The 24,722-nt window shown below is 63.5% G+C and carries 31 protein-coding genes; 19 read left to right on the top strand and 12 right to left on the bottom strand.

Annotation, left to right across the window (positions count from 1 at the left end; genetic code table 11):
• The first annotated feature begins 136 nt into the window (after positions 1–136).
• The gene (locus ACNEOT_RS19740) at positions 137–976 is read left to right on the top strand and encodes a MurR/RpiR family transcriptional regulator (protein WP_415976152.1); all 840 of its coding nucleotides are present in this window, start codon (positions 137–139) and stop codon (positions 974–976) included.
• A complete protein-coding gene (locus tag ACNEOT_RS19735) occupies positions 976–2,145 on the top strand; it encodes an MFS transporter (protein ID WP_415976150.1) in 1,170 nt (389 codons plus the stop codon). Before ACNEOT_RS19740 ends, ACNEOT_RS19735 begins: the two co-directional genes overlap by 1 nt.
• Positions 2,146–2,329: 184 nt before the next feature.
• On the opposite strand, the gene ACNEOT_RS19730 is transcribed toward ACNEOT_RS19735, so the two are convergent.
• Both ACNEOT_RS19730 and ACNEOT_RS19725 read right to left on the bottom strand, forming a co-directional pair.
• Positions 2,330–3,106, bottom strand: a complete 777-nt coding sequence (locus ACNEOT_RS19730; RefSeq protein ID WP_415976374.1) for an IclR family transcriptional regulator — start codon at positions 3,104–3,106, stop codon at positions 2,330–2,332.
• The gene (locus tag ACNEOT_RS19725) at positions 3,103–4,602 is read right to left on the bottom strand and encodes an APC family permease (protein WP_415976373.1); all 1,500 of its coding nucleotides are present in this window, start codon (positions 4,600–4,602) and stop codon (positions 3,103–3,105) included. Before ACNEOT_RS19725 ends, ACNEOT_RS19730 begins: the two co-directional genes overlap by 4 nt.
• A gap of 340 nt (positions 4,603–4,942) precedes the next feature.
• Here ACNEOT_RS19725 and ACNEOT_RS19720 point away from each other — a divergent pair, with 340 nt between their 5' ends.
• From ACNEOT_RS19720 to ACNEOT_RS19685, 8 genes are read left to right on the top strand one after another with little or no spacing between them, the layout of a single operon-like run.
• On the top strand, positions 4,943–5,524 hold the full coding sequence (locus ACNEOT_RS19720) for a MauE/DoxX family redox-associated membrane protein (protein ID WP_415976149.1): 582 nt from the start codon (positions 4,943–4,945) through the stop codon (positions 5,522–5,524).
• A gap of 26 nt (positions 5,525–5,550) precedes the next feature.
• Positions 5,551–6,165, top strand: coding sequence for a redoxin domain-containing protein (locus ACNEOT_RS19715; protein ID WP_415976147.1), 615 nt, complete (start codon positions 5,551–5,553; stop codon positions 6,163–6,165).
• A 34-nt stretch (positions 6,166–6,199) separates the two neighbouring features.
• The gene (locus tag ACNEOT_RS19710) at positions 6,200–6,898 is read left to right on the top strand and encodes a methylamine dehydrogenase light chain (RefSeq protein ID WP_415976145.1); all 699 of its coding nucleotides are present in this window, start codon (positions 6,200–6,202) and stop codon (positions 6,896–6,898) included.
• A complete protein-coding gene (locus tag ACNEOT_RS19705; protein WP_415976144.1) occupies positions 6,895–8,208 on the top strand; it encodes a hypothetical protein in 1,314 nt (437 codons plus the stop codon). The genes ACNEOT_RS19710 and ACNEOT_RS19705 overlap by 4 nt, the downstream gene beginning before the upstream one ends.
• Before the next feature lie 20 nt (positions 8,209–8,228).
• Complete coding sequence (locus ACNEOT_RS19700) at positions 8,229–9,794, top strand: multicopper oxidase family protein (protein ID WP_415976372.1); 1,566 nt, start codon at positions 8,229–8,231, stop codon at positions 9,792–9,794.
• Positions 9,795–9,804: 10 nt separating this feature from the next.
• Positions 9,805–10,143: a plastocyanin/azurin family copper-binding protein gene (locus ACNEOT_RS19695; protein ID WP_415976142.1), complete on the top strand. Its 339-nt coding sequence runs from the start codon at positions 9,805–9,807 to the stop codon at positions 10,141–10,143.
• A complete protein-coding gene (locus ACNEOT_RS19690) occupies positions 10,140–10,448 on the top strand; it encodes a biphenyl 2,3-dioxygenase (protein ID WP_415976141.1) in 309 nt (102 codons plus the stop codon). Before ACNEOT_RS19695 ends, ACNEOT_RS19690 begins: the two co-directional genes overlap by 4 nt.
• Before the next feature lie 32 nt (positions 10,449–10,480).
• Positions 10,481–11,317 carry a methylamine utilization protein gene (locus ACNEOT_RS19685; protein ID WP_415976139.1) on the top strand — a complete coding sequence of 279 codons (837 nt, stop codon included), beginning with the start codon at positions 10,481–10,483 and terminating at the stop codon, positions 11,315–11,317.
• 131 nt (positions 11,318–11,448) lie between these two features.
• Here ACNEOT_RS19685 and ACNEOT_RS19680 read toward each other — a convergent pair whose 3' ends face one another.
• From ACNEOT_RS19680 to ACNEOT_RS19670, 3 genes are read right to left on the bottom strand one after another with little or no spacing between them, the layout of a single operon-like run.
• Positions 11,449–12,165, bottom strand: a complete 717-nt coding sequence (locus tag ACNEOT_RS19680) for a TetR family transcriptional regulator (protein WP_415976138.1) — start codon at positions 12,163–12,165, stop codon at positions 11,449–11,451.
• 46 nt (positions 12,166–12,211) lie between these two features.
• Entirely contained in the window at positions 12,212–12,955 is a 744-nt protein-coding gene (locus ACNEOT_RS19675) for an SDR family NAD(P)-dependent oxidoreductase (RefSeq protein ID WP_415976136.1), read from the bottom strand.
• A 38-nt stretch (positions 12,956–12,993) separates the two neighbouring features.
• Positions 12,994–13,986, bottom strand: a complete 993-nt coding sequence (locus ACNEOT_RS19670) for an SDR family oxidoreductase (protein ID WP_415976134.1) — start codon at positions 13,984–13,986, stop codon at positions 12,994–12,996.
• Positions 13,987–14,395: 409 nt separating this feature from the next.
• On the opposite strand from ACNEOT_RS19670, the gene ACNEOT_RS19665 reads away from it, so the two are divergent.
• Complete coding sequence (locus ACNEOT_RS19665; RefSeq protein ID WP_415976132.1) at positions 14,396–14,776, top strand: VOC family protein; 381 nt, start codon at positions 14,396–14,398, stop codon at positions 14,774–14,776.
• A 105-nt stretch (positions 14,777–14,881) separates the two neighbouring features.
• Here the strand turns inward: ACNEOT_RS19665 and ACNEOT_RS19660 are convergent, their stop codons facing one another.
• On the bottom strand, positions 14,882–15,076 hold the full coding sequence (locus ACNEOT_RS19660) for a hypothetical protein (protein WP_415976131.1): 195 nt from the start codon (positions 15,074–15,076) through the stop codon (positions 14,882–14,884).
• A gap of 86 nt (positions 15,077–15,162) precedes the next feature.
• On the opposite strand from ACNEOT_RS19660, the gene ACNEOT_RS19655 reads away from it, so the two are divergent.
• Positions 15,163–15,978 (top strand): alpha/beta fold hydrolase, encoded by an 816-nt coding sequence (locus ACNEOT_RS19655; RefSeq protein ID WP_415976130.1) that lies wholly within the window; start codon positions 15,163–15,165, stop codon positions 15,976–15,978.
• Positions 15,979–16,044: 66 nt separating this feature from the next.
• Here the strand turns inward: ACNEOT_RS19655 and ACNEOT_RS19650 are convergent, their stop codons facing one another.
• On the bottom strand, positions 16,045–16,767 hold the full coding sequence (locus tag ACNEOT_RS19650; protein ID WP_415976128.1) for an SDR family NAD(P)-dependent oxidoreductase: 723 nt from the start codon (positions 16,765–16,767) through the stop codon (positions 16,045–16,047).
• Between the two features lie 74 nt (positions 16,768–16,841).
• On the opposite strand from ACNEOT_RS19650, the gene ACNEOT_RS19645 reads away from it, so the two are divergent.
• Positions 16,842–17,384 (top strand): MarR family winged helix-turn-helix transcriptional regulator, encoded by a 543-nt coding sequence (locus ACNEOT_RS19645; protein ID WP_415976126.1) that lies wholly within the window; start codon positions 16,842–16,844, stop codon positions 17,382–17,384.
• Positions 17,385–17,407: 23 nt separating this feature from the next.
• Here ACNEOT_RS19645 and ACNEOT_RS19640 read toward each other — a convergent pair whose 3' ends face one another.
• Positions 17,408–17,671, bottom strand: coding sequence for a hypothetical protein (locus tag ACNEOT_RS19640; RefSeq protein ID WP_415976125.1), 264 nt, complete (start codon positions 17,669–17,671; stop codon positions 17,408–17,410).
• 31 nt (positions 17,672–17,702) lie between these two features.
• On the opposite strand from ACNEOT_RS19640, the gene ACNEOT_RS19635 reads away from it, so the two are divergent.
• Entirely contained in the window at positions 17,703–18,110 is a 408-nt protein-coding gene (locus ACNEOT_RS19635) for a hypothetical protein (protein ID WP_415976124.1), read from the top strand.
• Between the two features lie 2 nt (positions 18,111–18,112).
• Here the strand turns inward: ACNEOT_RS19635 and ACNEOT_RS19630 are convergent, their stop codons facing one another.
• Complete coding sequence (locus ACNEOT_RS19630; RefSeq protein WP_415976123.1) at positions 18,113–18,907, bottom strand: hypothetical protein; 795 nt, start codon at positions 18,905–18,907, stop codon at positions 18,113–18,115.
• A 64-nt stretch (positions 18,908–18,971) separates the two neighbouring features.
• A complete protein-coding gene (locus ACNEOT_RS19625; protein ID WP_415976122.1) occupies positions 18,972–19,259 on the bottom strand; it encodes a hypothetical protein in 288 nt (95 codons plus the stop codon).
• A gap of 47 nt (positions 19,260–19,306) precedes the next feature.
• Between ACNEOT_RS19625 and ACNEOT_RS19620 the strand changes: the two genes are divergently transcribed.
• From ACNEOT_RS19620 to ACNEOT_RS19610, 3 genes are all read left to right on the top strand, one after another.
• The gene (locus ACNEOT_RS19620; protein ID WP_415976121.1) at positions 19,307–19,681 is read left to right on the top strand and encodes a hypothetical protein; all 375 of its coding nucleotides are present in this window, start codon (positions 19,307–19,309) and stop codon (positions 19,679–19,681) included.
• A 17-nt stretch (positions 19,682–19,698) separates the two neighbouring features.
• Positions 19,699–20,295 carry a hypothetical protein gene (locus ACNEOT_RS19615; RefSeq protein ID WP_415976120.1) on the top strand — a complete coding sequence of 199 codons (597 nt, stop codon included), beginning with the start codon at positions 19,699–19,701 and terminating at the stop codon, positions 20,293–20,295.
• Between the two features lie 139 nt (positions 20,296–20,434).
• Positions 20,435–21,718: an MFS transporter gene (locus ACNEOT_RS19610; RefSeq protein WP_415976118.1), complete on the top strand. Its 1,284-nt coding sequence runs from the start codon at positions 20,435–20,437 to the stop codon at positions 21,716–21,718.
• Here ACNEOT_RS19610 and ACNEOT_RS19605 read toward each other — a convergent pair.
• A complete protein-coding gene (locus ACNEOT_RS19605) occupies positions 21,693–22,715 on the bottom strand; it encodes an ABC transporter substrate-binding protein (RefSeq protein WP_415976116.1) in 1,023 nt (340 codons plus the stop codon). The two genes, ACNEOT_RS19610 and ACNEOT_RS19605, sit on opposite strands and share 26 nt — an antisense overlap.
• Before the next feature lie 225 nt (positions 22,716–22,940).
• Between ACNEOT_RS19605 and ACNEOT_RS19600 the strand changes: the two genes are divergently transcribed.
• Positions 22,941–23,435 carry a DinB family protein gene (locus ACNEOT_RS19600; RefSeq protein WP_415976115.1) on the top strand — a complete coding sequence of 165 codons (495 nt, stop codon included), beginning with the start codon at positions 22,941–22,943 and terminating at the stop codon, positions 23,433–23,435.
• Positions 23,432–23,578, top strand: a complete 147-nt coding sequence (locus ACNEOT_RS19595) for a hypothetical protein (RefSeq protein ID WP_415976114.1) — start codon at positions 23,432–23,434, stop codon at positions 23,576–23,578. Before ACNEOT_RS19600 ends, ACNEOT_RS19595 begins: the two co-directional genes overlap by 4 nt.
• On the opposite strand, the gene ACNEOT_RS19590 is transcribed toward ACNEOT_RS19595, so the two are convergent.
• Positions 23,579–24,712: an FAD-dependent oxidoreductase gene (locus ACNEOT_RS19590; protein ID WP_415976112.1), complete on the bottom strand. Its 1,134-nt coding sequence runs from the start codon at positions 24,710–24,712 to the stop codon at positions 23,579–23,581.
• Positions 24,713–24,722: the final 10 nt, after the last annotated feature.

The raw sequence follows: 24,722 nt of genomic DNA, 5'->3' as shown, positions 1-24,722 counted from the left end.
CCGCCTTTCTGACGATAGGTTCTGATGTGGCCTGTACGGTCGGCCGGATTGCTGTGTTGTGAGTCACTTGCAATCTTGCACAGGTTTACAGGATTGTGGTTGAGTGTGTCAACAGACACAGGGGAAAGTGGAGGGTATGAGCTTCCGAACAGTGGTTGCGAGCAGCGGGAAGTCGCTCAGTGCGTCCGAAAAACGAGTCATCGCAGTGCTTCTCGGAGAGCCTGAGCCGTCGAGCTTGCGCGCGGCCCCCGTGGCGGCCCGCGCACAGACTCACGAGTCGACGGTAGTGCGCCTGGCCCAGAAGCTCGGCTACAGCGGCTTCCCCGATTTGCGCGCCGATCTCGAGCGCGACAACCCCGAGCCGGCCACGGCCTCCGCCCTGATGCGCAGCGATACCGGCCACGAATTGGCCGTGTTCGCTCGTGACGAGGCGCGCGCGCTGGAACGACTGTCGAGCTTCATCCCGCAGGATCAGTTGGTGGAGGTGGCGTCCTCCATTCACCGCTCGCGGGTGGTCTATCTGTTCTCCAAGGCCGACGAGCGTCCTGCGCTCGACATGCTGGCGCGTCGGCTGCGCAGGCTCGGGCTCGTGGTCGTCGAGCTGGGTCTCGGTGGCAAGGACCTGTCGGAGCGGTTCGTCAGCTTCACGGAGGACTCGATCCTCATTGCCTTCGCGCTCCGGGAGGCTCCGATTCAGCTGCCCGCGTTGGTTCGCGAAGCAGAACGACGCGGCGGCACGTCGATTCTCATCAGCGATGCGCCGGGATACCATTTCCGGCCTGCGCCGACGCATCTGCTCGTGGCGCAGCGCGGCGACGATTCGGAGTACAACACTCTGATCATCCCCATCGCCATTGCGTATGCGTTGCAGTTGGCGATCTTCCATCTCGATCCGGTTCGATACGGGGCCGTGCGCGACGACATCAACGACGTGTCGAGACTCGTCGGCGGAACCGACGAGATTCCCTTGCGCTGATGGTGTCTCGTGAGTCGATCGCTCTGACGGTTCAGGCGACGACGGCGCAGGCCGGGTGGGTGGGGGTCCGGCTGATGATCGGCTATCGGGCCATCGCTGAGGGGGCCGACACCCGAACGTTGGCGGTGATCGCTGCGCTGTTCGCTGCACCCGCAGTTCTGGCGGCCCTGCCGATCGGGAGGATCGCCGATCGGTTCGGTGGGCCGGTGGTGATCGTGTCGGGAATTGTGTTGTGCTCGATCGCGACCGCTGTACTCGTTACCTTTTCGGCCATGTGGGCTCTGCTAATGTGCACTGCAGCGTTCGGTCTGGGAAATTTGCTCATCATGATCGGCCAGCAGGCGTTCGTCGCGCACGTCCACGTCGACGGCAAGAACGAAAGTGCGTTCGGTGCCCTGACGGCCGCAGCCTCGATGGGACAGCTGGTCGGGCCGCTCGCCGTCACGGCCATCGCGTCGAGGCTCGGCGGAGCCAGTGTCGAGAGTCCCAACACCACCGCAGGAATCCTCACTGCCGGTGCCTTCACCGCCGTCGCATTGCCGACGGCATTGTTTCTGACGTTCGGCCGCAATCACATTCGTGCCCAGAAGCCCGCAGAGGGTGAGGCGTCGGGACTGAGATTGCTGAAGCTGCCGGGTATGTGGCAGTCGTTGACGGTCAGCGGCGCGGTGTTGGTGACGGTCGATCTGCTCTACGCCTTCGTCCCGGCGTGGGCCGTCGAACGTGGGGTGTCGGTGACGACGGTGGGGTGGCTGTTGGCACTGCGTGCCGGGGTGTCGGTGGTCAGCAGAGTCGGCCTCGGCAGACTCGACGCGAAATTCGGCCGCACTGTGCTGCTCAATGTTTCGCTGGCAGCGGGAGCAATAGCCCTCGCCGTGCTGCCGTTCGTGCAGGCAGTCGGAGCTGTCGGCGTCATGATCGCCCTCGGTATCGCACTCGGAATTCCGCAGCCATTGACCATGTCGTGGGTGGTCTCGATCGTGCCGAGATCCACGCAGGGCGAGGCGTTGGGATTGCGCATGTCGGCCAACAGATCTGCGCAGATTCTCATCCCGCTGACGGTCGGCGCGATTGCCGGGCCCTTCGGGGTGACGGGCATTTTGCTCGGTAATGCACTGGTGCTCGGGGGATCGATCGTCGCGGCCTCGCACCCGCGGAGTCGGCCCTGAGCACGTTTTGCTCCACTCGACGGGTGCTCGACGGGGATCCCGCGGATGGATCTCGGGATTGGAGCAGGCATTCCTTCCGCCTAATTTGGGCGATGTTAGGCGCAAATTAGGCGATGGCTTGTTCCTCTGCCAGAAGGAGTTGCACGGCCCGGATTCATCGAGCCTCGCACCGCACACTGGCGAGTCAGAGCAACCCTTCCAACTCCCTGGCCCCCTGCACGAGGAAGTCGATCAAGTCGGAATTGGTAGGCGCAACTCTGCCCGCGACTCCTTGCAGGCACAGAGCGCCGACGACGTCGGAGCCGCGGGTTCGTACCGGTACGGCCAAAGCGGCGCGGCCGATACGTGATTCCTCGTTCTCGAACGACATTCCCGTGGCGAGGATGTGGGTCAGATCGTCGTGCAGCGAACGCCCGTCGACGAGGGTGTGCGCGGTGACCGCACGTAGTTCGAGGTCGTCGACTGCTCGCGGGGTGTACGCGAGCATGAGTTTGCCGACGGCGTGTGCGTGGGGATTCCGCATCACGGTGGGTGCGGAGACGACCTCGTGATCGGGATCCACATCGACCATGCGCACGGTGCCGCCGCGGATGGTGGCGACGTAGAGGCCGTGACGTGTCTGCTCGCGCATGGCATCGAGGACGTTCTTGACCGTGCGGACGGGTTCCGATCCCGTTGCTGCGTAGGCCAGTTCGGATGTGCGCCGCCCGAGTGCGAACCCCGACAGATCCGGCACCCGCACCAGAAAGCCGTCGGCCACCAAGAAGTTGAGCATGCGGTAGGCGGTGGCTGGTGGTACGTGCGTATGCGCCGCAATCTGTTTCGCAGTCGCGCCGGCACCCAGGTACGCCACCGCTTCCAGCATGGCCAGAGCCTTCTGTACGGCCTTGGGCTGTTGTCCCCCGAACCCCGTTCCCGATCCACCCCCGCGCGCATCGTGTCGTTCGGTCACCACGGCTATCTCCCGTGACGGGAACGAGTCAGAACCGGTTTGCCTGCCGCACTCATCTGCAGGTCGGCCGACCCCGGCAACAGATCGGCGGTTTCGACACTGTCGAACACTCCGATCGCGTCGAGGCTTTCGGGGCGACATCGCTTCAGGAGCCAGTACCAGATCGTGCCGGACGCGCCGAGCGCGACGAACCACGCGATGTAACCCCAGGCTCCCGACCTGCCCGTGTCGAGTACGGCGAAGACCAACAGGCCAGAACCGGCGGCAGCGGCACACAATCCGCACGCTCGCGTCCACGCGGTGTGCTCGGATATTCGGCCGAGAAATCGCAATGCGGCAATCGAGACCATCGTGTAGCCGAGGACGAGTGCTATTTCGACGACGACGTCGTAGTTGTCCGGCGCGTGATCGGGGTCGTGCCACATCGAACCGAGTAGGGACACACCGACGAAGAGCACGACTCCCGCCCATGGCGTCCGGAAACGGGGGTGCACCCGATCGAGAAAGCTCGGCACGATCTTCTCGATGCTCATCGAGAACAGCAATCGCGAACCGGCCTGTGCGAAACCCAGAGTCGAAGCGATCCAGGACGAGCAGACGCCGATGTTCACCGCAATAACGAGAACGAGGCTCGCGCCCGAATCGACGCCCCCGAAATAGGCGTTGAGGAGTGTTCCTGCGTGACCGGTCATTCCGGCCCACCCGGCGAACACATAGAGCGCGCCGACCAGAAGCGGAGACACCAGCACCGTCCGTGACACCGATCGCAGAGGCGTACGGGCCTCCGGGCCGAAGAACGCGGCACTCTCGAAACCGGCCAAGCTGAGCACGGTCTGCATCGCAAGAAAGAGAACGAAACCGATCGGCGCATCGGTAGAGGTGTTCTCCACATTCACCTCGACCGGTGCGGACATCAGCAGCGTCGTGATGAGGCACAGAGTGCAGATTTCGATGACGAGGATCGTCCGGCTCGCAAAGCGCACGCCCCGAACAGCGATGGATACGACGACGATCGCGACGGCGACGCCGGCGAGGATCGTGGACTCGCCACCGAGGTGCAGCCCCGATACGTCGGCGACCTTGACGAGATTCGCGCCGGCATTCGAGAGCACCGAAATGGACACGCCCATATAGCCGACGAGCAGTACAGCGGCGGCGGTCAAGGTGGCGCGTTTGCCGAGTCCGTGCGCCACGAAGCTGTAGAGCGAACCCGATGCCGCGAGGCGGAGCGTGAACTGACGTACGCAGAAGGCGACGAGTGTCATGACGACAGTGGCACCGACGATGGCAAGCAGCCCAGCACCGCCGACAGTGAACGTTGCCATCCACAGAGCGATGAACACCATGCACGTCGCCGGTGCCATCGTCGACATCGATTGGCCGAGTAGATCGATGGGTGCCAACTGTCTGCGTCCGAGCGCGCTCAACGGCGAGTACACAGGATTGACGGGCCGCTCGGTCAATGCGGCTTGTTCGAGTGCGGCACGCAGTGCGCTGGTGTTCATCATTGTCCTGAGAGCGGTGTCCTGGCTCGGAATGGAGAAGGTCGAGAACACAAGGTACGACTCGGTGATTTCTTCCGTGTTTCAACCATTTCAACGGTTGGTACTTCAAGTGAGAATCGGCCACCCAAAGTTGAGCCGAAAGCTCTGGTGTGAGTGGTCTGTGACACAACTTCGATCATTCCGAGCCGCTGACCTGCGCCGATCGCGCATTCGACGCACCACATGACGTCGTCGCGTATGTAACTCGGCAGAAGTGTCCGCGACGCAACCACCTCTCATGATTCGTAGCAGCCGACCGAGCCACGGACGGCGTGAAGCGAACGAGGTGAGGGAGTTGGCGATGCTCTGGGCAGCCCTATCGTGCGTTGTCGGCGCAGTGCTGTTGGTGGCGGGCATTCCGAAAGTCACGGACAGCCAGAGAATGGTCCGTGCCGTGCGCGGGTACCGACTGCTTCCGGATGGAGTGTCCGTGGTCGTCGGAAGGACGCTTCCCTGGGTGGAAATCGCCCTTGGAACCGGCCTGATTCTCGGTGTCGCGCCGGTGGTGACAGGCACGGTGGCGTCGGCGATGTTCGTCGCCTTCTTCGCCGGCTTGACGATCAATCTGTTGCGCGGACGCCGCGACCTCGACTGCGGATGCTTCGCGTTCTCGGCGGGTGGTGAGGAAATTGCGCACATCGGGTGGTGGCACTCCGCACGCGCAGCGTCGTTCGCGATCCTCGCCGCAGTAGTGACCCTGACCCCCGACATCGGCGTGTTCGATCGCATCGTCGGTACCGGGGTCGGGCTCTTCGTCGTTGCGATCGTGTGCGTCGGGGTCTACGCCCGCTCGGTGATGTCGTTCGGTCGCCGTCCGATCGACGACTACCTCACCAACGCTGCAATCGAGCTCCGTGCGATCTCGTCCATCAGCCGCTACTGATTCCTCTCACCCCGAAAGGCAACTCGATGACAGTATTTCTCGTGACCATGGTTCTCGTCCTCACCGTGGCCGTAGCAGGCCTTCTGCTCATGATTCTCGGCCTCGCCCGCGAAATCGGCCGAGTGCAAGTACGTTTGGGACCGCTCGGCGCGCGCATGATGGACACCGGTCCGAAGATCGAGCAGGCAGGACCCAGCTTCCACGGTCTGACCGACCACGTCGGGCGCACCGTCAGCGTCGGCGGCCATCGTGAGCGGCCGCAGTTGCTGCTCTTCACCGCCCCGGGCTGCTCGACGTGCAAATCGCTTCTGCCGGGGATGAAGTCGATGGCCAAGGGCGAGGCCGGTCTCGACATCGTCATGATTTCCGACGGCACTCCGGCCGAGCACGCCGAATTCCTCGAGGGCGCAGGCCTCGGTTCCGAGCTGAGCTACGTCGACGGCCGTGACGTGGGTATCGCGTACCAGATCGGCACAACTCCGTTCGGGGTCATTCTCGACGAACACGGCAAGATCAAGGCGAAGGGTCTGTGCAATCACATGGCTCAGGTCGAAAGTCTGCTCAACGCACTCGAATCCGGCACACCCTCTCTGCAACATCTGCACACCCAGGCCGCCAGGAATCACGCAGGCGCTGCCTAGCCCCATCCGGACCCCTTCTCACATCGGAGCGCACATGGACAATCACGAACATCCCCACGAACCCCACGCGGGTGGCACCGAGCAGCGGTATCCAGTGGACGAGAACACGGTGGCCGAGCAGGCCGAGTGGATGGCGGGGCGCGGAGGCAGCTTCGCGAGCAGGTCGGGACGTAAACTGTCCGAACGGGTTTCACGCCGCTCCATGATCTCGAAAATCGGCCGATGGACCCTCGGGGCCTCGGGAGTCGCCGTCGTCAGTGCACTTCCCGTGTCCCGGGCGTATGCGCAGGAGACGCCCGCCGCGACGGCACCCGAACCGCAGGTCCCGGAATACGACGGCAGCAATCCCGCCGAATGCGACTACTGGCGGTGGTGCAGCATGGACGGAACCTCCTGCGCCGCATGCGAAGGCGGTGGATTGACCACCTGTGCGCCGGGGTCCAAGCCCGGAGCCGAATTCTGGGTCGGGTGCTGCACCAACCCCGCCGACGGCAAGACCTACCTCATCGCCTACTACGACTGCTGCGGTGCGCCGAGCTGTTCCAATGCATTCTGCGGCGAACCGGACATGCAGGCTTCGATGTACAACCCGGTCAGCGGCAGCTACGACCAGGAGATCATCTGGTGCGTCTCCGACGAGTCGCAGGCCTACACCTGCACCATGGCTCCGATCGTCGGCGCGGATTGCCAGGCCCGTCCCGCAGCGCGCCCGAAGGTGGGTGCGGGCTCGTGAGTCGTCTGCGTCGCGCTACAGCCCTCACCGCCGCACCACTGGCGGCGCTGCTGGCCATCACCTCGTGCAGCTCGTCGAGCGAGGACACCGAGGACTCGGCCTCCTCGACCGAGGTCACCTATCCGACCGTCGAATTCACCGCGCCCGGTGAAGGGATCGGTCTCGGTGAGGAGGATCAGGAGATCACCGGCCAGATTCCCGAACCGCTGCACGTCGGTGAGATCACCCCCATCGGTGCCAACCAGATCCTGGGCATCGAGGGCGGCTTCGGCAAGCTCGAAATGACCGTCAACGCACTCGATCCCGCGACCGGCAAGGTCACCACCCGAGTGACCGTCGGAGCGGGAATCTGGGATCCGGTGGTGCACGGCTTCGTCGGCGAGACCAGCAGCGACCCGGCCATCATCGCAGCCGAGGTGTGGCGGCCACGCGGATCGCGCGGAGCCGCGGACTTCACAATCAGCACCTATTCGGGCAACCTGCTCGAGCCGAAAGAGGCCGAACTACCCGATGTAGCACGCGTGCACTCGCGCGAAGGGTCGAACGCGGTCACCTCCGACGGCAAGTACTTCGTCAGCTGGGACGACGGCCTCTACGGTATCCGCGTCGTGGACCTCGAAGCAGGCAAGGAATCGGGCGCACTTCGCATCGTCGGTTGCGGGCCGTTCACGTGGATGGTCGGCCACGACCTGTACAGCGTGTGCGAGGACAGCCGGGAGCTGTTGCACGTCAACATAGGTGACGACGGCGTCCCAACCGAAGTGGGCCGCGAGAAGGTTCTCCCAGACGACTTCGTCAGTACCCGCAAGACGACGTTCGCCGAGGACGCGAAGAAGGCACTGCTCGTCAGTGAGAACGGCGACGTGTTCGTCTTCGACTTCTCGAACGGGCTTCCCACCGAGGCAGTGAAGCCGATCGGAAACGCCGGGGACCCGTCCGGGCGTTTCGCGGAGAACGTCATCAACGCCGACGCCACCCGAATGGCCGTCACCTACACCGACAGCATCGTCCATCCGGACTCTGCACGCGGTGGCTCGGTGGCGAAGATAGTACTGTCCGATGCTGCGAATCTTGCCCCCGTTCGCTCGTTGACGTTGGCGGACATCGGCATCGAGAGCTTCTCCTCGATGGCGTTCAGTGTGGACGGCAAGACGTTCTACGTGCTGGGTGACGGTGCCGAGGTCGACGGCGAAGCGCCGCAGAAGCTTGTCGGATTCGATGCCGCGACCGGGCAGCAGGTCAGTTCCGTCGACATCGACGGCGCAGTCAACCCGATCACGAATCTGATCACGCCAGAGGAAATCGAGTGACTTCACCGGACACTCGGTCGATGCTGGGCCGACGCCGTTTCCTGTCGCTTGCGACAGCGGGCGTCGGCTTGGCGGGAATCGGGGCGCTCGGAGCCGCCGGATGCAGCACGTCGTCCGATACTGCGTCCGGATCCACCGACAAGCTCGACTACATCAAGCCCACCGACCCCGAGGTCGCTGCGGCCGAGGCTGCACGCGCAGCCTCGGGCAGGACGGCTACCTACGCCCTGGCGGCCGGTCCGGCAGCAGTGGACCTGGGCGGGCGGCTGGTGAACACCTGGACGTACGGAACCGGTGCTGTGGCGCCGGAGTTGCGACTCACCGCAGGCGACACGATGCGCGCATCGGTCACCAACTCCTTGTCGAACGACACGAGTATCCACTGGCACGGCATCCGGATTCGCAACGACATGGACGGCGTGCCACCGGTGACGCAGCAGCCGATAGTGCCGGGCAGCACGTTCGATTACGCCTTCGTCGCGCCTGATCCTGGAACATATTGGTACCACTCGCATTCCGGTCTCCAAGCCGATCGCGGATTGTTCGGGGCGCTTATCGTGGAGGATCCGAACGACGGCACCGGCGCAGACGCCGATGCGGTGCTCGTACTCGACGACTGGGTCGACGGCCTGGGAACCACACCCGAGGCTGTCATGGCCGCGCTGAATCCGGACCTGCACGGCGGCGGGCATGCCGGTCACGGCGGAGCAGCTGCTCCAGCTCCGATCGGTGCCGACGAAGCCACGGTCGCAGCGTCGTTGACCGCGAGTGGGCACGGTGACTCCGAGGTGCTCGGTGGGATGACGCAGCACATCGCCTATCCGCTGCATCTGATCAACGGTCGACCTCCGAACGATCCAGCCGTTGTCGAGGCCGCACCCGGTTCTCGACTGCGACTCCGAATCATCAACGCGGGAGCGGAAACACCGTATCGGTTCGCCGTGGCCGGGCATCGCATGACGATCGTTGCGGTCGACGGCTTCGACGTGGTGCCGGTCGAGACCGATGCGATTCTCATCGGGATGGCGCAGCGGTACGACGTGGTGCTGACCGTGTCCTCCGGTGCATGGCCGATGGTGGCCGCCGTCGAGGGTCGGCCCGGCTACGCTTCGACGGTACTGCGCAGCACGGACGCTGCGCCCTTGACGAATCCCGATGTGGGCGGCTCGATTTCGGAGTTGAAGCGCGAGCTCGTTCTGGAGAGTGAGCTCCGGCCGGCCGAGAAGTCCAAGCTGACCGACAGACGACCCGATCGTGAATTCTCTGTCGATCTCCTGCAGGCGGGCGACCGCTACGTGTGGGCCATGGCAGGAGCAGATGCGGGCAAACTCGTCATGAAGCAGGGTGAGCGGATCCGCATCACGATGAACAACACGTCGTCGATGTGGCATCCGATGCACACGCACGGACACACGTTTTCCGTTCCGGACTACGGCGGGCTGCGCCGAGACACCGTCAACGTCCTGCCGGGATCCTCGTTGGCGATCGAGTTCGATGCAGACAATCCCGGCGAGTGGATGTTCCACTGCCACAATGCCTATCACTTCGAGGCCGGTATGACGGCGAACTTGATGTACATCAGATGAGAGGTAACCCATGAAGAAGATACTTGTTCTGGTCGCGGCACTGGTTGCGCTGCTGGGCCTGACAGCATGCAGCGGCGACTCGGGAAGCGATGCTCCGGCAGCGACCGTCCGTGTCGAGAACATGAGCTACAGCCCGGCATCGGTGACCATCGAGAAGGGCGAGACCGTCGAGTGGATTTTCGACGACAACGGTCTGCCCCACGACGTCGTCGAATCCGGTGACGAGACCTTCAAGAGCGAACTGCTGACAGAAGGCAGCTACTCCTACACCTTCGAGGAGGCAGGCACATTCGACTATCACTGCACACCGCACCCGATGATGCTCGGCACGGTCATCGTCGAGGGGTGAGAGGATCCGTCGCGGTGTCGATCCTGGTGTTGGCCACCGGATGCTCGTCGACACCCGACATCGACGCCAGTGTGCTCATCAGTAACGTCCGGTTCGACCCGCAGGAGGTGAGCATCCCCGTCGGGGGCACCGTCGAGTGGCAGTTCGACGATGGTGGTCTCCTCCACGAAGTTCACGCCGACGGCGTGTTCGACAGTGGTGTCAACGGAGACAGCACGTTTCGGTTCACGTTCGACACGCCGGGTGACGTGGAGTATCACTGCTCGATTCACCCGTACATGTCCGGAACGGTTCACGTCGGCTGATGTGCACCGCCACAGAAATCGAGGAGGTATCCATGACCACGATCATCGATCACACTGCGCTGCAACAGGATATGCCCCAGATCAGGCCGACTCTGCAGAGTTCGGTTCGGCTCGGCGCTCGCACCGTTCTGATTTCCGCCGCCGCTGCGGTCGGAGCAGGCGCAGCGCTCGCGTTCACACCGACGGCCGCGTCCGGTCTGGCCGCCGTCGTCGTCGCAGCGGGAGCCGTCACCGCACTCGCGGCGAACTGGTCGACGTGCGGAATGTCCGTCGCCGGGGTTGTCGTAGCACCCAAGCAACCCGGTCGTAAGGGTTCGTCGACGCCCGTCCGCCGACTCGGCTGGCACGCACTGGGTTCCGTCGTCACCGGCTCCGTGACGGGTGCCGCGATCGGTGCTGTCGGCGGAATCGTCTCGGGTGCTGTTCCGGTTGCCGCGATGCTCGGGGTGTTGGCGGCCCTGGCACTCGCCTACGGGCTGCACGAACTGGGACTGGTCTCGATGCCGACTCCCATGCGGCGCAGGCAGTTGCCGCGGCATCTGCGTCGAAGCATGGAACCGTGGAAGGTGTCGCTGCTCTTCGGTGCCATCGTCGGGCCCGGATTTCTGATCTACATCCGGTCGAGCGCGTACTACCTCATGGCGCTGGGTGTGGCGGCAATCGGCTCGCCCGCACTGGGTGCGGCGTTGTTCGTGACCGTCTCACTCGGCCGCTGCATGCCGAGCGCATTGGCAATCGCGCACACCCGTCGGGGCGGGTCGATGCCCGGTTTCCTGTCGCTCATGTGTGTTCTCGACCGTCGTGTGCAGGCATTCACGGGTGCCGTGCTCGTCGGTGTCGCAGTGTTCGCGGGAGTCGTCCTCGTCTGAGATCGCGTCGTGCAGGGTGGTCCGGGTTCGATATCCGGGCCACCCTGTTGTGCCGACCGAAGACGAAGGTGTGCTGCAGTTCGACGGCCGAGCTGCAGGTATCCCGGACGGTGTTCACCTCACACCGACTGTCATCGAGGTGGGATCAGGAGGTGAACTCTCTCGACCAGGCCGAGCGCGGTGGCGGCATCAACGCCTTCGAATACCGCAGTGTGTATTCCCCGCATGGCACCGGTGAGCAGGTGTGCTGCTGCCAATACATCTGTGTGACTGTCGATTTGCTCTGCTTCTGCGGCAGAGCGGAGCAGTTGGGCGATCGCGTCGACGAAACTGTCGTGCCAGCGTTCTGCCGAACCCTCGGATTTCGGTACTCCGAGATTGCGGAACAGTACGTGAGTGCGCGGGGTGTCGTAGATGCTCGCTGCCGCGATGCTCAGAAATGTCCGCAGCTGCTCGAGTGGGGTGCCGGGCCAAGTGGCGGCTGCCGATTTCTCGTGAATGCGCCCGATCAGGACGGTGGCGGCGTCGTCGACGGCGGCCTGGAATAGTTCACGTTTGGTGGGGAAGTGGTGAAACGCGGTTCTCGGCGCGAGACCGCAGCGGAGAGCGACACTTTCGATCGTGATGTCCGCGTAGTCAGCGTCCCGCAACAGTTCCTGGGTGGCCTCGATCAATCGGGCCGTTGCGGGCCCGGGTTCGTCGGTAGCCGAAGATCCGGCCCATCGATAGAGCGTCGTGGTGTGAATGCCCAGTGAGGTGGCCACGGTCGCCGGGCTCTCGGAACCGCCGAAAGCACGGGCGACCGCGTCCTGCCGATCGGCGAGTGTGAATCTGGAGACCCTGGCCATGTTCGTGACACTACATTCCTCGTCAGGTGCCGAGTCCGGCCCGAACCTAGTGGAGCATCCGGGCGAGGGTGGGCAGTAGAACCCGTGCGGGGACGAGACCCGCCGCGATGGCCTGAACGGTGTTTTGCCGGCCCGAGATCACCTGCGGGCGCGACCGTCTGGCATCGAGTGTGCGCATCGCGGTGGCCACGACGTCGGCGGCGGTCTGGTAGCTGCCGGTCGCGGTTGCCGAATCTCCGATGACGTCGAAGAATTCCGTGCGGGTCGGGCCCGGATTGAGCGCGAACACTCTGACTCCGTGTTGTGCTGCTTCGTACCAGAGGGACTGGCTGAATCTCAGGACGAATGCTTTGGCGGCCGCGTACACCGCGAGCGACGGAACAGGTTGGAACGCAGTCGTGCTGGCGACGTTGACGATGGTGCCGGTCGAGCGATCGATCATATCGGGAAGGAACGCCGAGCAGATATCCACGACAGCGCGAATGTCGACGGCGATGAGGCGCTCGAAGTCGTCGGCATCGCCGTCGGCAAACGGTCCCTGTACGGCGAACCCTGCATTGTTGACCACGAGGTCGATCTGCTCGGGGACGACTTCGCGCAGTCGTCGTCCGCTCGATTCCTCCGACAGGTCCCAGGCCACTGTGCGGCAATGGATTCCGTGACTTCGCTCGAGCTCCTGCGCCAGGGTGGTCAGACGGTCTTGTCGTCGTGCGACCAGTACGAGATCGGAGCCTCGTGCGGCCAGTGCTCGAGCGAACTCGGCACCGATTCCCGAGCTTGCCCCGGTCACCAAGGAGCGTCCAGGTCGGTAGCGAGAACCTCGGAGGTTCATCGGCCCGAGCCGGCGGGCGTGCGCCCGAGCTCGGCGGCCGAGCGGCGTGCGAATTCCTCGTACGACGTCGGTGTGTGACCGAGCAGAGTCGGAAGAACCTTCAGGTCTCCGGCCGGTAGGCCGTGGCCGTCGTAGTGGGTCATCATCGTGCGGTACGCCTCGCGCGCATCGGCCGGCCAATTCTTCATGTCACGAGGGTTCGACGCGGCCTTGGCACCGCGAACGAGGTGGCCGATGGAGTTCAGTTTCGTCGATTGCACTGCATGCCCGACGACCGACGCCAGTGCGGGCAGCACGCTGAGTGAGTTCGTCAACGACGATGGGGGGATTCGAATGGCGGTGACCCGGTGGCCGAGTACGTCGGACCAGATCCACGCCATCTCGTGTCGGGTAAGTTCCACTGTGGACAGGTCGTAGACGCGCCCGGTATGCGGTGATGGGTCGACGAGGATGTTCGCGGCCGCTTCGGCGACGTCGGCGACATCGACCACGCCCATGACGCTGTCCGGTGAGACCGGGTACGGCATCACTCCGGCCTGCAGGAATTCCCACACTTCCAGGTAGTTCTGCATGTAGTGCGACGGTCTGAGTACCGTGGTGGGGATTCCACTCTTCTGCAGTATTCCTTCGGCGATGTCTTTCTGGTGATGGTGCGTCAGCTGATGCAGGTTCGGATGAATCACGGAATGGAAAACTATGTGCTGCAACCCGTTTGCTGGTCCCAGCTCGATCAGGTGATCGATGATGGGCTTCTCGTCGATGATCTGGGTCGGCGCGGCGTGGTAGAGGACATCGGCCCCGGCCAAGGCTGCGCGAAGCGTGTCTTCCAATCTGAGATCACCTACGACGACCTCGACGGCCCCGTCCTTGCGGGTGGTCTGAGCTTGCGTGGCGTTCTTGACCACCGCCCGAACTGGCACGTCTTGCATGGCGAGCTGTCGGACGAGCAAGCGACCGACACCACCCGCGGCACTGGTCACTGTGATCATGGGGCCTCCTCAACGGTGAGCTCGGCGGATGCGGAGCGGTGTTGCAAATATTGCATAGCGAGTGCATATAACGCAAGGGCTCTACGTTCGGTGCGCAGACATGCGCAGGGGGATCCCGCTGGTGGAGCCGGGAGTGGAGAATCTCTCGTGAGCCGTGCGCTACGAGAACGACGCCAGCAGGGCAGCCGAGGCCCGAAGCGGCGTATAGCCGTCCATTTGCTCACGGTAGTCGCTCGGTGTCGCAGCAGAACGTCGCAATCGGGTGCAGCTGACCGCGCTCACCGCGGTCAGCTGCACCCGATTCCGAGCGAAGTCAGCTGGAGTGGACGCCGTACCCCGCGGCATAGCGCACAGCTGCGTCCATTCGTTGCTGCGAAAGACAATTGTTCGCCCGTGTAGATTCGCGCGAATGGCATGTCGAATCAGTGAGCTCGTCCTCGATTGTCGCGATCCGGAGGCATTGGCGACGTTCTGGTGCGAGGTGTTGGACTTCGTAGTGCTGGACAGGGAGGGTGACGGTTCGGTGGAGATCGGCGCGCGCGACGGTTTCGGTGGCACGCAGCCGACCATCATCCTCAGTCCCAGCGAGAACCCCGAGAAGGCGAAGCCCCGGTTGCACATCGACGTGAGTGCAACGGACCGCGATCAGGACGCGGAACTCGAACGACTTCTCGCACTCGGCGCGCGGAAAGTCGATGTCGGTCAGACCGGCCAGGAGTCGTGGGACGTGCTCGCCGATCCGGAGGGCAACGAATTCTGTTTGCTGCGAGCAAGACTCAGCCCTGTGTGAACCGACAGATGCGGCCCGAGATTCGATGCTCAGGCAAGAACGTGGAACGCAGAGGATCGGGTGCAGCTGACCGCGCTCACCGCGGTCAGCTGCACTCGATTGTGCTTACTGGGAGCCCTTCTTGTGGTCGAGTCGAGCGATGACGATCGACGACGCCAGGGCACCGAGAAAGATGCCGACCCCGATGCCTATTGCGACGTTGTCGATCAGCGTGCCGATGATGACGCCGGCCAGTAGACCGGCGACCACTCCGTAGAGCACGTACATTCCGGCGTTGTGCTTCTGCGGGGCTTCGGTCATGGGCGGGTCCGTTCGTCGACTCGGTCCAGTGAGGTTCGGGCAGAGCATAACTGCTGAACAGAGCCCGCACCGTAGGGTGAGAAACCATGACGACCATCTGCCGCGACGGGGCAACTATTGCCTTCACCGACACCGGTGCGCCCAGCGCAGACCCCGCGGCTCCGACCATCGTGTTCGGGCACGGATTGTTGTTCAGCGGCTGGATGTTCGACGCGCAAATCGAGGTGCTTCGTCATCGGTATCGCTGCGTTGCCATCGACTGGCGCGGTCAGGGGCGCTCGCCTGCTGCCCCCAGCGGCTACTCGATGGATGCCCTCTACGGGGATGCCGTGGCAGTCGTCGAACATCTCGGAGTCGGTGCCGTCCACTGGGTCGGCCTGTCGATGGGTGGGTTCGTCGGTATGCGTCTGGCGGCGAGGCGTCCGGACCTGGTGGCGTCGCTGACCCTGCTGAACACCTCGGCGGACGGTGAGGTACTGCGTGCGATGGTTGAGGACGAAGCGCTGGCCATGGTCGTGCGTCTCGCGGGTATTGCGCCGGTCCGTGGCGCAGTGGTCAACACGATGTTCGGGTCCGCGTTCCGCTCGTCCCCGCGCAGTGCGGACCTGATCGAGGACTGGATGACGCAGCTATCGCAGTGTGACAGAGCCGCTTTGGCGTCGGCGATTCACGCGGTGGTGGTGCGTCAGTCCGTTGCCGCCGAGCTCCGTGCAATCACGGCACCAACCCTGGTGGTGTCCGGTGCCGACGACAAGCCGACGCCGCCCAAGCGAGGGCGTGCCATCGCTGCGCAGATCTCGAATGCGCGATTCGTGCTCCTGGACAATTGTGGTCACAGCTCCACACTGGAGCGACCCGAGGCCGTCACCCGCCTGATCGGGGAATTGGTCGCGGCACAATAGCTCCCGCACTTTGCGCTCGACGAGAAGCGGTAGTGGCAACGCCCGCCAACTCCCCGATCCGGTCTTCTATCGAGTCGGCCACTCGCCGCCGTTGACGGCGATGGTTTGGGCGGTGATCTGACGGGCGCGATCCGAGGCCAAGAATTCCACCATCTCGGCTATGTCTCGCGGTGCTCCGGCGCGGCCGGTCATGGCCGGTGAGGCGAGGCCGTCCTTGGCCTCATGTGTCAGCACATCTCTGAAGAATTCGGTGTCTGCGATGTACCCGGGCGCAACGACATTCGCGGTGATGGATCGGGCACCGAGTTGACGCGCCAGGTCGATGTTCCACGACGCGATGGCAGCTTTGGCTGCGCCGTAGGAGCCCGAGCCTTTGTCGGCGGCTATCGAGCCGATGGTGACGACAGCGCCGCCGTCGTTCATGTGCGAAAGCAGGCCGGTGGTCATCAGTACGGCGGTGATCACGTTGGATTCGTAGTTCGCGCGCCATGAATCGGCGACCTCGCCGAGGCTGTTAGGTGCCGTCCGGTCGAAGTCGGTGTTGCCACCGGCGTTGTTGACCAGTACGTCGACGGGTCCGACGCCTGCTGCGAATGCCGTCACGGCGTCTGCGTCCGTTGCGTCGAAGCGTGCCACCTCGACGTTTCCGGTAATTTCTCCGGCTGCGTGTTCGAGCACGGATTGCCGCCGGCCTGTAATGATCACGCGGGCACCGTTTCCTGCGAACCGGGCTGCTATCGCTTGTCCGATACCGGTGCCGCCTCCGGTTACCACTACTGTTCGTGTCATTTCGATCTCCTCGACGTTGTAGTCTTGTTTAGACCTAAACGAGACTACATGCCACGACATCAGGGGAGCGACAGATGCCCAATCTCGACCCGGACGACCCCATCGACGCGATCGCCCTCGCGTGGACGCGTGAGCGCCCCGACACCCCCGTCGATTCGATTCCGATCGTCACTCGAATTACGCACGCCGCCAAGCTGTTCGGTGACGACCGAACTCGTCTTCTGCGGCAGTCCGGTGCCGATTCCGCCATCCTCGACCTGTTGTCGACGCTCCGTCGGAGCGGCCCTCCCTACCGGCTCAGCACCCGGGAACTTGCCGACGCAGCTCTCGTCACGGCCGGCGCGATCACCCAGCGCGTCGATCGCGCGGAACAGCAGGGCTTGGTCGTTCGGCATTCGCGTGCGGATCGAACGCGCCAGGTGGACGTCGAACTCACCGAGTCGGGTCATCGCGCGGTCGAACGTCTCGTGGACGAGGTTCTCGGGCGGGAAGCCGAATTGCTCGAAAACCTCTCTGAACGAGAGAGGGATCAACTGGAATCGTTACTGCGACGGCTTCTCGGGGAACTGCACGACGCACTCGGGAGTGATAGGCGACCGCCGCATGTCGGTGGATGACACGGGCCGGAACGATCAGACGCCTATCGGTCTCGCTGTTCGCGAGGTCGGTCGATGAACAGGGCATACAACGCTGCGCTGACGATGGTGAACACGGTGAGGATGAGGGCCGCGGCCCAGCCGTAGATGATCAGGAGTACTGCGGCCAGCGGAAGTCCGGAAGAAACGACGTATCCCCACCGCCCGTGAGTCAACCAACGCACGACATTCCCCTTCTGCTCGAATAGAACAAGACCGAGTGGCCTCGTTCTGGCAGAATCGACGGAGATGCGCTGGGTCTCGGCCACAACCGGAGGACGACGAACACATGATGTCACCGTGAACAAACTCTCGACGGTGGCACTGCTGATCCTGCTGGGTGCAGCCGGGACGTTCAACGGACTGTCGTTGACCTCCGATCCCACGGGGCGGTCCTTGGGCTTGAATGTCGGAATGCTCCCTGCGTGGCATACGTGGGACTACCGCATCTCCGGGTTGTTCGTGCTGATTTTCCTCGGTCTCGGACCATTGATCTGCGTGGCTGCCGTGCTGGTCGACGCCTCCGAAGCTGCGGTGTATGTCGCGTGCGTGGGGTTGGTGACCATCGGGTGGGTGGTGTGGCAGATTCTCTTACTCGATATCCACGCGCTCCGCGCCCAAGTCCCTCTCACCGTTTTGGGGGTTGCGCTGATCGTCCTCGCAATCGGCCAATTCCGTACGCGTGCCCGCGATCGCAGCCGGCAGTAGAGTCAGAGGCCGACAGCGCCGAGCAGGGCTTCTCCCGGATCGATCACCGCCACGATGGCGGCAACCAACATCAGCGTCATCACAATTGTCATCACCGTGCCGAGCGACCCGAGCACGACGAACATGCGACGGTGCGAGCGGTTGGCGCTGTTGGTCGATGTGTAGCGACGGAATGCGAGAGCGGTTGCGCCACCGACGACTGCGATCACCACGACAGTCGAGACGAGCATCGACCAGTTGTAGTGCTCGACCTGTTCGAGCAACGTGATCAGCGGCGGCCCGTCCTCCCCGTTCCGCACACCATTCTCGATCATCGACTGCGCTGTCTGTCCGTCCGCATTGTCATCCGAAAGCATCGGTAGGAGGGCAACGACGGGTGCGGCAGTCGACTGCGTGTTGAGCACCGCCAGAAACACCGAAAACAGTGACAGCACAGTGGTACTGGCCGCTGCGATGACATATCCCGTACCGGCCGTCAGGGATCGCCTCCACAGGGCGGCCGCGAGCAAACCCAGAACTACCGTCAGCAACACCGAGATGACGATCTTGATGGCGTGCCACTCGAACCAGTAGTCCACCATCTCCGCCAAGCCAGGAGGAAAGGTGCGGACTCCGCTGGCCCAGTACTCGACCAAGCCGCGGCCGAGTAGGTCGCTCATGGTCGATTGATCCTGGAACTGTGGATAGCGTCCGCGCAGCAGCGCGGCTGGCCCGAGAACGAATGCGGCCACCAATGCCGCTCCTGCACAGGCCAACACAACGATCGAGCTGCGACTTCGGTTGATGGACCCACTCATTGGACTGCTCCCTTCCGGGTGAGAGTCAATCATCGAGTGCACGGCAGCGCATCCATCTGGAGGACTACATTGTCGGCGACGAGCCGCGCTGGCCGCGCCGGACCCTGGCGATCGTGACCGCAGCGAGGACCAACCCCGCAACCGTGATGAAGTCCGACTCGGTCACGCCTGTGTCGGCGTCGACCACATACAACACTGCGCCTTCGATGGGGGTGTTGAAGAACAGCCACAAAATCGAGGCAACACTCAGCGACGTGGCGGCGGGCCACGAGGGCCTGGCCAGACACCATGCTGCAGAGGCGAATACTGCGTTCATCAGTACGAGGGCGTGGAACGGATCGGTAGTCGGCACCGGTCCATCATGACCGAGTGCGGACGGTCAGGTCCTAGTCTGGCCACGTGCACAATAAAGATCGGGGCGAAACCAACCGTGAACTTCTGGAGTTGCTCCTGACGGTGGTCGCCCTTGTCGTCGGCGGTGCTCTGGGTGTTGTGGGTGCCGTGTGGGCACTGAGAGTGGCACCGGATCTTCCGTCGATCTCCTCCGTGCCGGTCAGGGATCGGGGCGCGAGCGCGCCTGACGTACCTCTTACGTATTGGCTGACCTGGTTGCTTCCGCCGATCGCCGTGTACGGCTGCTACGGACTGATCGTGTGGGCTGCACGCCCGTCGATTTGGGTGAGCGTGTGTGCCGTCGGATCTTTCACCGCGGTCTACGGGTTAGTGGGCCTCTTGTGGATCTCCATGGATGTGGGCGGTTTTTCGCCGAGTTGAACCAGGAAGGTGAAGTCATGGCAGAAGGCACCACCCGGGTGACGCGGCGTCGGCCGGGGATCGGCACCGCCTCGGCGACGGTTGTATTTCTCGCACTTCTCGCAGGGAATCGATTCGAGTGGTGGGACTATCGCCCACCGTGGAATCTGTTCCTCGACTTGGTGATCGTGTGGCTGGCGGTTGCAGGCCTCATCGTTGTCGGCGTGGTGTGGGCTTATCGTCTTCACCGCTATCTCACGTCGAATCGGCATTGGCCGTGGCCGAGTGTGATTGCGCCGCTGTTGATCGTGGCCGCTGCTGTGGCATTCGTTGCAATCGACAGGCCGGTAGACCAAGACTTCGATCGCGCCAGAACTCACATGGAAAGCCTCGCGGAATCCATGCTAAACAGGCACATACAGCGCATCGGCTCGATCCGAATCAGCGACGTTTCTTTGTCTCCTGTACGCGTCGAATCTGACAACTGCGTGTCTTTCACAGACAGCAAACGCAGCAACACGTTGTCGCGATCCGGCTGGCTCTACACCGCTCGGTGCACACCGGACCCTCGCCACTACGGCCCATTGGTTCAGGTAGCGCCCGGTTGGATGACCTACTCGCAGCGGGGAACGTGACCCGCCGTGTCCTGGGCGCGCATAGGTGGGAGGCAACGTGCGTCTGTCGCACGCCTGACGAAGTGGGCAGTACCAGCGTGCGAAGCCCTCCTAAGCTGAGGAGACCGTGCGGAACGACGCGCCAGTAGTGTCGACGTTCGTGACGATCAACCCTGGACTCGGTGGTGCGTCGGCGTCAGGTCGTCTACGAGACCTTCCGTCGGTGGTCAAGCTTGTCCTGGCATCGATGGTGTTGTTCAATGTCGGTTTCTATCTGGTGGTTCCGTTTCTCGCGGTGCATCTGTCCGAGGAGCTCGGCTTCGCGAGTTGGATCGTCGGGCTCGTGTTGGGTCTGCGTACGTTCAGTCAACAAGGCATGTTCTTTCTCGGCGGCAGCATCGCCGATCGATTCGGCAGACGCCCGGTCATTCTGTGGGGCATAGCAATACGAATCCTCGGGTTCGTTGTGCTGGCGGTTGCGAGCAGTCTCGCCGCGGTCATCTTCGGAATTCTGCTCATCGGTTTCGCCGCAGCACTGTTCGCACCGGCGGTGGAGTCGGCCAACGCCGATATGGGACGACAGCTCGAAGACGCGGGCGTCATCAGGCGAACCGAATTGTTCGGTTACGAGCAGATGAGCAGTCGACTCGGAACCGTCCTGGGGCCCGCATTGGGAGCGGTACTCCTGGTATTTCCGTTCTCGGCATCTGCCGCAGTGGCCGCGATTCTGTTCGCCGGAATGTGGATCGGCTTCTACTTCCTGTTCCCCAAGCCAGTCGAAACCGACAGCGTCGTCGGCACGTCCATCAACCGGGTCTGGCGTGTGGTGTTGAGCAACCGACGCTACGTCGTCCTGGCCACCCTGTGCAGTGCGCAGTTCGTTGCGCTCGCTCAGTTGTATTTGATGTTGCCCGAGCAACTTTCGCTGCGCATCGGCTCGCAGGATCTGCTGGGATGGTTCTACGTGGGTGCAGCGGTCTTGGTGATCGTCGGTCAACGGCCGATGGTGGCGGTTGCTACGCAAATAGGATCGCGGGCTGCAACGACCGTCGGATTGGCCGTGATGGCAGCGTCATTCGTTGTTCCAGCCCTCGGGTCGGGGCAGGTCACCGATTCGGTATGGCCGTATGTGCAGATTGCAGGGTGGATCGCGCTACTGCATCTGGGGCAGATGTTGATGGTGCCATCGATGCGAGACACCCTGGCCCGGATTGCCGGGGAGCGCTATCTCGGTGCGCATTTCGGGCTGCTCAACACGATCGGCGGATGCCTGTCGCTGATCGGCACCATCGGCGTCGGATATCTCTACGATCGCCTGGACGACGGTAGCGTTGCAGCGGCGACCCCTTGGTTGGTGGTCGCCGGCTGCATCGCCGCGCCTGCGCTTGTGCTCGGGGTGTGGTCTTCCGTCTCGGACGCTATCTGGCCGCGTCGACTGCCTTGATGTCGTCGATGAACGCCGACAACACGAACGGGATGGTCAACGGGTTGGGCATCGAAACTGCATCGGAGACAATCGGATCCAGTGCAATCAATCCACCGCTACGCACGACCGAAAGATTGGTGAAAGTCTCCTGCGACTCCATCGACTCGCGAGCCAGTTCGTAATTGTCGAAGAAGAGGTAATCACATTCGAGAAGGCTGTAGGTCTCGGCAGACAGTTCGGTGTTGAGCTTGCCTTCGAACCGGGAGGCCAACGCGGCAGGAGGCTCGAAGCCGAGGGCAGTCAACAGTTGCGCCCGCGCCGAGTCCGGACTGAAAGCGCGTAACTTACCGTCGCTCCACCTGATCACCAGCGCCGCCGTCTTGCCGACGAACTGTGGATTGTCGGTGCGAGCCTGCGTTACAAGGGCTTCGACGCGATCGACCTCGGCCTCAGCGGCGCTCGGCAAGCCCACCGCGCGCCCGATTCTGGTGGTCACTTCTTGCCACGGCAGCACCCAGTCGGTCTGACCCGCAGCGTGCAGCACCGTCGGCGCAATCGCACTGAGCTGCGCATAGACGTCCTCGTCGATCGCATTGTTGACGGCGATGATCAGGTCGGGTGCGGCGGCGGCGATCGTCTCGACGTCGAACTCGGTCGTGGCGTTCGCCAGTGCTACCGGTTCGTCGCCCTGCACGGTCGGCTCGGCCCAGATACCGATGCCGTCGTCGGTCGAGCCCTTCCATACCGGCACCAGCACGGGCGTCAAACCCAACGAGAGCAGCACGTCGGAGTCGCCGATGCCCACGGCGGCGATACGGGTGGGAGCGGTCTGGATGGTCGTCGAACCGAGCTTGTGCTCGATCGTCACGGGGAACGCGCCGTTCTCCGCATGTGAACCGGAGCCCGAATTCTCCACGCTCTCCGTCGAGCCGTTGGTGCAGCCGGCAACGACGAGACCGGCGACCGACACGAACGTCATCGACAACGCGGTTCGCCGATTCACCACTGGATTCATCGAGCCTCCTCGAGCTGAGTTTGGATGCCCTAATCTAAACCACTCTCACCCGATTGTGTTGCTCTACGTTGTGCACTTGACCGTGAGCTCGGTCCGGCGCAGACCATCTGAACAGCACATTCGGCCATAGGCCCTGGGCGGCAGCGGGGCCCGGGTGTACGGTCCAGTGGTGCAGGACGAAGCAGGTATCGATTTGTACGGCTGTTTGCTCGAAGACTTCGAGCCGTGCCCGTGGTGACGTCGCGGCAAGACGACGTCGAAAGGCGCGTCGCTGACGCCACTCTGGCGATCACCGGCCAGAGCCTGTCGTCGATGTCGGACATCCTCAAGGGCCTGGGCGACGAGCTCGCCAACACGAGACCGGAACTGCCGGGGGCCAACAGTCCGTACGCAATCGTGTTCCACTGCGTCGCCGTGATCGAGCACTGGGGAGGCTCGGTGATCGCCGGCCTGAGAATCCCGCGGGACCGCGCCGCCGAGTTCACGGCCGAAGGTCGGGTCGATGATCTGATCACACGGGTCGACGATGTCAGTGCGCGTCTACCCGAGTGGGTGGATGTCGCACTACGCGAAGGGATTCGCGATCGGACCGTCATGGGTTCCACACGCCCGGAGCTCGCAACAGCCACCCCGGAGTGGGTGTTGACACACCTGGTGCGCGAGCTGGCCCAGCATCTCGGCCAGCTCGAGCTCACACGCGACGTCCTTCTTCGGGTGTGACCGCCACCGACTTTCGACGTGGCCCCGTCGTGGCACCGAGGTCGGTGACGGCGACCTGGGCATCGGTGACCGCCGCCGTCACCGGTCCGCAACGGGCCGTCGCCAACTATCGACAGCGTAGGAATGCACTCGGCGACAAGTGATCACGCCGCGTTGGTGACGCCGGTGATCAGGTCGATCAATCCGAACGGGGATCGTTCCCCGAGGCATCGGTCGAGCGTTTCGTGTGCCTGGACGGCCATCTCTTCACTTCGCGTGAACATGGCCTGCTCGTAGATGGGCAGGGCTGCGTCGATGTTGCCGCGGTGATCGGAGATGGCGCGACCGAGTTCGGCACCGTCGAACATCGCCAGATTTGCGCCGTCTCCGGATGGAGGCATCAGGTGTGCGGCGTCGCCCAAGAGTGTTACTCCCGGGGTGTGATCCCAACGGTGGTCGTTGGGCAGCGTGAATATTCTGCGGGGGACCAGTGCGGTGTCCCCGTCGGTGATCAACGCCGTCAAATCCGTTGCCCACCCATCGAACTCGGCTGCGACGGTTGTTTTGGCCGAGGCGGCGTCGGTGAAGTCGATCGCGTCGATCCAGTCGGCGCTGCGGTTGAGCTGAACGTACGTGTGCAGGATATTGCCTGCCTCGCGATGCGCAGAGATGCCTTTACCCGGTGTCAGGGCGTACATCGCGCCACCACCGACTGCACGGGCCGCGGCGGGGTGACGTGCGTCGACGTCGTGGAGGTAGGTCTCGATGAAGACGGTGCCCACGTACTCGGGTGTTGCGGCGGAGAGCAGGGATCGGACTCGTGACCACGCGCCGTCGGCACCGACGAGCAGATCGCTGACCGTGGTGGTTCCGTTCTCGAACTCGATCTCGTGTTGTCCATTGCCCAGTGGGCGCAGGGAGGTGAGCTTGTGCCCCCACTGCACTGTGTCGGCCGGCAGTGAGTCGAGCAGAATGCGTCGCAGGTCGCCCCGCAGTACTTCTGGTCGACCACCGGTGCCGTCGTCGGGTTCGTCGAGTAGAGCCTCGCCGTTGGGGCGTAGGACGCGACTCGCTTCGCCGCCCTCGTGAATGATGGCGCGGAACTGCGCGGTGAGTCCGGCTGCGGCGAGGGCGACTTGCCCGTCGTTCTCGTGGATATCGAGCTGCCCTCCTTGGGTGCGGGCGTCGGCCGTGGCGTCGGCCTCGTACACCGTGGCGGCAATTCCGTGAACATGCAGTACGCGTGCGAGCACAAGGCCGCCGAGTCCTGCACCGATGATGGTGATGGATGAATTCATGGATGTCTCC

The organism is Rhodococcus sp. 077-4 (assembly GCF_047782425.1).
Lineage (GTDB): Bacteria > Actinomycetota > Actinomycetes > Mycobacteriales > Mycobacteriaceae > Rhodococcoides.
This window is presented reverse-complemented; position numbering and strand designations above follow the sequence as displayed.